Source organism: Streptomyces sp. NPDC056503 (assembly GCF_042794995.1).
GTDB lineage: Bacteria > Actinomycetota > Actinomycetes > Streptomycetales > Streptomycetaceae > Streptomyces.
Window position 1 is genome coordinate 139798 of the sequence record NZ_JBHTST010000002.1, and the last position, 6627, is coordinate 146424.

Annotated in this window: 7 protein-coding genes; 3 read left to right on the top strand and 4 right to left on the bottom strand. The window is 75.2% G+C overall.

Annotated features, from left to right (window positions below; genetic code table 11):
• Positions 1–121: 121 nt before the first annotated feature.
• On the top strand, positions 122–1543 hold the full coding sequence (locus tag ACFQ8C_RS01305) for a lamin tail domain-containing protein (protein ID WP_383450920.1): 1422 nt from the start codon (positions 122–124) through the stop codon (positions 1541–1543).
• Positions 1544–1582: 39 nt separating this feature from the next.
• Here ACFQ8C_RS01305 and ACFQ8C_RS01310 read toward each other — a convergent pair whose 3' ends face one another.
• Entirely contained in the window at positions 1583–2131 is a 549-nt protein-coding gene (locus ACFQ8C_RS01310; RefSeq protein WP_383450922.1) for an amphi-Trp domain-containing protein, read from the bottom strand.
• A gap of 138 nt (positions 2132–2269) precedes the next feature.
• On the opposite strand from ACFQ8C_RS01310, the gene ACFQ8C_RS01315 reads away from it, so the two are divergent.
• On the top strand, positions 2270–3424 hold the full coding sequence (locus ACFQ8C_RS01315; protein ID WP_383450925.1) for an AI-2E family transporter: 1155 nt from the start codon (positions 2270–2272) through the stop codon (positions 3422–3424).
• 11 nt (positions 3425–3435) lie between these two features.
• Here ACFQ8C_RS01315 and ACFQ8C_RS01320 read toward each other — a convergent pair whose 3' ends face one another.
• Both ACFQ8C_RS01320 and ACFQ8C_RS01325 read right to left on the bottom strand, forming a co-directional pair.
• Positions 3436–4428, bottom strand: coding sequence for an ADP-ribosylglycohydrolase family protein (locus ACFQ8C_RS01320; RefSeq protein WP_383450928.1), 993 nt, complete (start codon positions 4426–4428; stop codon positions 3436–3438).
• 28 nt (positions 4429–4456) lie between these two features.
• Positions 4457–5053, bottom strand: coding sequence for a TetR/AcrR family transcriptional regulator (locus ACFQ8C_RS01325; protein WP_383450931.1), 597 nt, complete (start codon positions 5051–5053; stop codon positions 4457–4459).
• A gap of 123 nt (positions 5054–5176) precedes the next feature.
• On the opposite strand from ACFQ8C_RS01325, the gene ACFQ8C_RS01330 reads away from it, so the two are divergent.
• On the top strand, positions 5177–6190 hold the full coding sequence (locus ACFQ8C_RS01330; protein ID WP_383450933.1) for a zinc-binding dehydrogenase: 1014 nt from the start codon (positions 5177–5179) through the stop codon (positions 6188–6190).
• Positions 6191–6205: 15 nt separating this feature from the next.
• Here the strand turns inward: ACFQ8C_RS01330 and ACFQ8C_RS01335 are convergent.
• The coding region (locus tag ACFQ8C_RS01335; RefSeq protein ID WP_383450936.1) for an FtsX-like permease family protein at positions 6206–6627 on the bottom strand (422 nt) is incomplete at its 5' end.

A 6627-nucleotide genomic window follows, 5' to 3' on the forward strand; every position in this document is an offset into this window, starting at 1 on the left:
GCGGTACGGAAGCAAGGGTTCGGCTGGTGTTCACGGAGGGAGCCCGGGGCGGAGGGATGGTGTTCGGGTGCGGCCGCGACCGTCGTGGCGCTCAGCCCCTCGAACTCCAGGACGGACTTCCGTGACCGTTTCGCGTGCACGCCGCCGGCGCCGTGATCTGACCCTCGCCCTCGCCGCCGTACCGGCGCTCGTCCTCGGCGGGCTGACCGCCGCGCCCGCGCAGGCCGCCCCCGCCGACGACATCCGTGTCAACGAGGTCGTCACGACCGGGTCCGTCGAGGACTCGATCGAGCTGTACAACAAGGGCACGTCGACCGTCGACGTCTCCGGCTGGATCCTCAAGGACGACGACAACGGCTCGAAGTACACCATCGCCGCGGGCACGACACTCGCCCCGGGCGCCTTCCGCGCCTTCGACGTGCACGGCAAGTTCGGGCTCGGCTCCAGCGACAAGGCGCGTCTCTACCTGCCCGACGGCAGCACGCTGGTCGACAGCCACTCCTGGAGCGGCCACTCCTCGCCGTCCTGGTCCCGCTGCCCCGACGGCACCGGGGCGTTCAAGGCGGCGGCCGTCACGCTCGGCGCGGCCAACAGCTGCGGCGGCACCGACGGCGGCGCGGGTCAGGTGGCCTGGCCCGGTGGCGGCGCGGTGACCACGGCGGACGCGGCGAACGTCTTCGGCGGCGACCTGAGCGGGCTCCACCAGGAGGGCGACGTCCTCTGGGCCGCGCAGAACAGCGGGAAGCTGTGGCGGCTGGTCCGGGACGGCTCCGGCGGCTGGACGCCGGACACGGGCGGCGGCTGGTCCTCCGGCAAGACCCTGCGTTTCCCCGGTGGCTCCGGCGCGCCCGACAGCGAGGGCGTGACGGTCACCGGCGCGGGCGCGGCGGGCGGCGTCTTCGTCGCGAGCGAGCGGAACGGCGACGCGTCCGGCACCAGCCGCCTGTCCGTGCTGCGGTACGACGTCGCCGGCACGGGCTCCACGCTGACCGCCACCCGCGAGTGGAACCTCACCTCCGACCTGCCGTCGACCGGCTCCAACGCCGGCTTCGAGGCCGTCACCTGGATCCCCGACGCCTCCCTCACCGCCGCCGGCTTCAAGGACGCCTCGACCGGCGCCGCCTACGCCCCGGCCGGTTACGGCGCCCACGGCGGCGGCGTCTTCTTCGTCGGCGTCGAGGGGACCGGGGCGATCCACGGGTACGTGCTCCAGGACTCGGGCGCCTTCACGCGCGTCGCCTCGATCACCACCGGGATGGCGGGCGTCATGGAGGTCCAGTGGGAGCCCCAGGCGTCCCGGCTGTGGGCCGTCTGCGACGACACCTGCGGCGGCCGGCACCGGACGCTGAAGGTCGACGCCGCCACCGGCGCCTTCGCCGTCAGCGCCACGTACGCCCGGCCCACCGGCATGCCCGACTACAACAACGAGGGCTTCGCCCTCGCCGCCGCCGACGAGTGCGTGGCCGGCAGCAAGCCCGTCTACTGGTCCGACGACTCCAACACCGGCGGCCACGCCCTGCGCAGGGGCACGGTCGGCTGCTGATCCCCGCGCAGCCCGTGCGGCTCGGCCCCCGCGTCGCGGTCACGACCGCTTGGCGGGGGCCTTCTTCACGGCGTCCTTCTTGGCGGGAGCCTTCTTGGCGGGAGCCTTCTTGGCCGGGCCGGTCTTGGCGGGGGCCTTCTTGGCGGCGGGCTTCTTCACGACCGCGTTCTTCACGACCGCTTTCTTCGCGGGGGCCTTCTTCGCGGGGGCCTTCTCGGAAGCCTTCTTCGCCGAGGGCTTCTCCGGGGCGGACTTCTTCGCCGGAGCCGCCTTCTTCCCGGGAGCGGGCTTCTTCCCGGGAGCCGGCTTCCCGCTCTCCGCCTTCGACTTCTCCTTCTCCTTCGACTTCGAGCTCACCGCGCCCCGGATGGGCCACTTGAGCTCGACCTCGATCTCGATCTCGCCGTCCTCGACCGACAGCTCGATCTCGCCCGCCAGGTCCTCGGGGATCCGGAGGTTCAGGACGCCCCCGCCCAGTACGAGTTCGGCCTCACCTCCCTTCCGGAGCGCGGCGGCGAGGGCGGACAGCTGGTCGGCGGCGTCCGCACGGGAGAGCGAGCGCTTCCGCTCGTACTTGAAGTCCTTCATGACGGCCTCCGGTCATCGAGCACGGTCGTACATTGCGGACAATACTATCGATCTTGGTCCGCCGCTGGGCGGGTGAAGGTCGAACGGACTCGGTGCGGCGGCGCGGGAAGGGGCGCGGCGCGGTGGTAGCCGTCGGCCATGCAGCCGCAGTCAGCAGGGGTCTCCCAGGTGGCCCCCTTCCTCCGCACGGTCGCCGCGTACGCGTGGCGGCTGCTCGTCGTCGGTCTCCTCGTCTACGCCGTGTTCGCCCTCCTCGGCCGGTTCCACGAGATCGGGGTGGCCCTCTTCCTCGGCCTCGTCGTCACCGCGCTGCTGCGTCCGGTCGCGGACGTCGTCGCCCGCGGTCTGCCCCGTCCGCTCGCGGTGGCCCTCACGCTGCTCGGCGGACTCGCCCTGTTCCTGGGGGTGTTGGCGCTGGTCGGGGAGGCGGTGGCGGGTGAGCGGACGACGCTCGTGCGGGAGTTCCGGAACGGTGTCGACCGCATCCAGCGGTGGCTGGAGGCGCCGCCGTTCCACGTGCACCCCGAAGCGCTGACGGACCTGGAGGCGAGGACCGGGCAGTTCCTGTCCAGCCACCGTGCCGCGTTGGTCGGCGAGGCGGTGAGCGGCGCGCACCATGTGGTGGCGGTGCTGACGACGCTGGCCCTCGCGGTGTTCGCGTCGGTGTTCTTCATCCACTCGGGCGACCGCCAATGGGTGTGGTTCCAGGAGCAGCTGCCGGGGTCGGTGCGGGAGCGGGTGGCGGTGGGCGGCCGGGCGGCGTGGCGGACGTTCACGGGGTACACCCACGGGATCGTGCTGGTCGCCGCCGTCAACGCGCTCCTCGTCGGGGTGGCGTTGTGGCTGCTCGGCGTGCCGCTCGCGGTGCCGCTGGCGCTGCTGGAGTTCGCGGCGGCCTTCGTGCCGCTGATCGGTTCGCCGATCGCGCTGGCGGTGGCGGCGGTGGTGGCCCTGGCGTCGAAGGGACCGCTGGTGGCGGGGCTCGTCGTGGCGCTGATCGTCGTGATCGGGCAGATCGAGGGGCATGTGCTGCACCCTCTGGTGATGAGCTGGGCGGTACGGCTCCACCCGCTGGTGGTGGCGATCTCGGTGGTGGCGGGGTCGATCGCGGCCGGCATCGTCGGGGCGGTGGTGGCGGTGCCTCTGGTGTCGGTGGTGTGGTCCGTGTACACGGCGCTGCGCGAGGTCCGGAGTCGTACGGGTGAGGTCCCCGGCCCCGCGGAGGGCTCGGGGGCCCTGGGGGCCTCGGAGGACTCGGGGGGCTCAGGGGCCTCGGGGGCCACGGACGGCTGACGCTCCCGGGATCAGGACGCTTCGGTCGCCGCCTCGGTCGCCGCCTCGATCCCCGCCTCGTCGCGCCGTCCGAAGGCGGGGGCGCCCTCGTGGTCCGCGCCGGGGAGCGGCGGGAGCGGCTCGCGGGCCGTGTGCCAGGCGGCGGGGAGGGCGGCGACGCCGGTGCGGGCGGCGATCACCCCGCCGGCGATGGCGCAGGTGGTGTCGATGTCGCCGCGGCCCCCGACGGTGGTCCAGAGGCCCTCGTGCAGGTCGTCGAGGCGTCCGGCCGCGCACCAGAGGGCGTACGGGACGGTGTCGGGGCCCGACATGCGGTAGCCGGAGCCGAGGACCCGGGCGGCGTGCCGGACCGAGGTGCGACCGGGCAGGCGGGCGGCGATCCGCAGGCCGGACCGGACGTCGCTCTCCGGGAGGCGGTCGGCGACGGCCCGGAGCAGGTCGGGGCGGGTGGGCGCGGGGCCGCCCCGGCTGCGGGTCGCCAGCGCGGCGGCGAGGGCGACGGCCACGGCGCCGGCGACCGCCTCGGGGTGGTGGTGGGAGACGACGGCCTGGCCGGCGGCCTGCTCCGCGGCGGTGTCGAGGTCGCCGGCGTGCCAGGCGCCGAGCGGGGCGGCGCGCATGGCCGCGCCGTTGCCCCAGGAGCCCTGCCCGCCGAACTGTCCGGCGACGACGTCCCGCCAGGGCTCGCCGGCCCCGATCCGGCGGAGCACGTCGTGCATGGAGGCGCCGTAGCCGCGGTGGGTGTCGTCGGCGTAGGCGGTCGCGAGGGCGCGGGCGAGGCGGTCCTGGTCGACGGTGCCGGAGCCGTCGGCGAGTTCCCGTACGAGGACGAGGGCCTGGGCGGTGTCGTCGGTCCACCGCCACGGCTCCTCCGCGGGCAGGGTGCGGGCCACGAGGGGCGCCTCGCCGTGCCGGCGGAGGATGCGGAACCAGCGGTCGCCGAAGGCGTCACCGAAGGCGAGCCCGTGCAGCGAGTCCCGTACGGCGGTCGGTGTCTCGGTCATCGGAGCAGTACACCAGCGGGGTGGCCGTTCAGGCACCCGGTTTCGGGGCGGCCGCGCCGCCGAGGACGAGGTCGACGAGGCGGGTGGCGAGGTCCTCGTCGAGGGGGGCGCCGCTGATGAGGGCGCGGGTGAGGAGGGGGCCGCCGAGGGCCTCGATGACGAGGCCGGGGTCGGTGTGCGGGGGGAGCTCGCCGCGGTCGACGGCCCGGCGGACCATGACGGCGCCGCGGTCGAGGCGGTCGGACCAGTAGGCGAGGCGGCGGTCCGGCAGGGTGTCGTCGTGTTCGGCGCTGAGGCGGAGCAGGGCCTGGCCCTGGGGGGTCGCGAGGAGGCGTGCGAGGGCGCCGAAGTAGGTGACGAGGTCGTCGCGGATCCGGCCGGTGTCCGGGAGGGGGACCGCCGCGTCGGCCTGTTCGGCCAGGGCTTCCAGGATGAGGTTCTCGCGGGTCTTCCAGCGTCGGTAGACGGAGGTCTCGTGGACGCCCGCGGCGCGGGCGACGGCGCCGACGGTGGTGCCGGCGAGGCCGTGCTCCGCGAGGACGTCGACGGTGGCGGCGAGGACGGCGGAGCGCATGCGGGCGCCGCGCCGGCGCAGGGGCGGTGCGGGCTGGTCGTCGGGGGCCATGCCCGGAGCCTAACGCAGGTCCACTTGCTTTACGTCCGGAGGCGGACGTACCGTTCAACGCAAGGCGACTTGCGTTACGGCCCTCACGGTCCCGGGTCGCCGCCGTGTCAAGGAGGTCACGTCATGGAGCAGATGCTCGCCGCCCGGCTGCACGTCCCCAGCCGCACCCTGCGGATCGAGGAGGTGGCGAAGCCCGCGCCGGGGCCCGGCCAGGTGCTCGTGAAGGTGGAGGCCGCCGGCGTCTGCCTGTCGGACGTCCACCTGATCGACGGCACCCTCACCCCGCTGCTGCTGCCCGGCGACACGGTCACCCTGGGCCACGAGGTGTCCGGCACCATCGCCGAGACCGGCCCCGGCGTCACCCGCTGGACCCCCGGACAGCGCGTCGTGCTGTACGCGGGCGAGGTCCGCGACGGCGTCACCTACACCCGCGGCGTCGACTACGACGGCGGATGGGCCGAGTACGCGCTCTCCGCCGAGGACGCCCTCACCGAACTGCCCGACGCGATCCCCTTCGACCAGGGGGCGATCATCCCGGACGCGGTCTCCACCCCCTGGGGCGCCATCACCGTCACCGGGGCCGTCCGGCCCGCCGAAGCCGTCGGCGTCTGGGGCGCGGGCGGACTCGGCGTCCACGCCGTCCAGCTGCTGCGGGCCGTCGGCGCGTGCCCGGTCATCGTGGTCGACCCCAACCCCACGGCCCGCGAGCGCGCCCTCGCCCGCGGCGCGGACCTGGCGCTCGACCCCGCCGACCCGGCGCTGGGCGAGCGGATCGGCGCCGCGACCGGCGGGGCGGGCCTCGCGGCGGCCTTCGACTTCGCGGGGGTGCCGGCCGTCCGCGCGCAGGCGCTGTCGGTCCTCGCGCCCAAGGGCCGCCTGGTCCTGGTGGGCCTCACGGACCGGCCGCTCACCGTCTCCGACGGCACCCGCTTCAGCTACCTCCAGCAGCAGATCCTCGGCCACTACGGCTCCGACATGCCGGTCGCCCTGCCCCAGCTGCTCACCCTCCTCGGACACGGCCGGCTGGACTTCTCCGCATCGATCAGCGGCGAGCTGCCCCTGGCCCGGGCCGCCGAGGCGGTGGAGCGGCTGGAGAGCAAGACCGGCGACCCGATCCGGCTGATCCTGCGCCCCTGACCGGGTCCCCGCGGGTCAACGCGCCTGGAGCGTCTCGCCGGGCGAGTCGACGAGGCGGCGGCGGGCCGTGCGGACGGCGGGGGCCAGGGCGGCGACGGCGCCGGTGGTGGTGACGGCGAGGACCAGGGCGGCGAGGAGCCCCGGGTCCGGGAGCCGGGCCACGCCGGCGCCGAGGCCGGTGGCGGCGGCCTCGGCGTCGACCAGGCGGTGGCCGAGGGCCGCGCCCACGGCCGTGCCGAGGACCGCGGCCGCCAGGGCGGTGAGCGCGGCGGCGCTGACGACGACGGCGCCGATCTGGCGGGGGGTCAGACCGATGGCGCGGAGCGCGAGCAGGTCGCGCGCCCGGTCGCGCACCCCCGTGCCGATCAGGGTGAGCAGTTCGACGAGGGCGATGAGCGCGAGGACCGCGGCGAGGGCGGCGAGGACGCCCCGCGGGG

What these genes read in the sequence shown, in the direction of transcription:
- ACFQ8C_RS01310 (WP_383450922.1), bottom strand. Translation starts at nt 2,131, where the DNA reads ATGAAGGACTTCAAGTACGAGCGGAAGCGCTCGCTCTCCCGTGCGGAC.
- ACFQ8C_RS01315 (WP_383450925.1), top strand. Translation starts at nt 2,270, where the DNA reads ATGCAGCCGCAGTCAGCAGGGGTCTCCCAGGTGGCCCCCTTCCTCCGC.
- ACFQ8C_RS01320 (WP_383450928.1), bottom strand. Translation starts at nt 4,428, where the DNA reads ATGACCGAGACACCGACCGCCGTACGGGACTCGCTGCACGGGCTCGCC.
- ACFQ8C_RS01325 (WP_383450931.1), bottom strand. Translation starts at nt 5,053, where the DNA reads ATGGCCCCCGACGACCAGCCCGCACCGCCCCTGCGCCGGCGCGGCGCC.
- ACFQ8C_RS01330 (WP_383450933.1), top strand. Translation starts at nt 5,177, where the DNA reads ATGGAGCAGATGCTCGCCGCCCGGCTGCACGTCCCCAGCCGCACCCTG.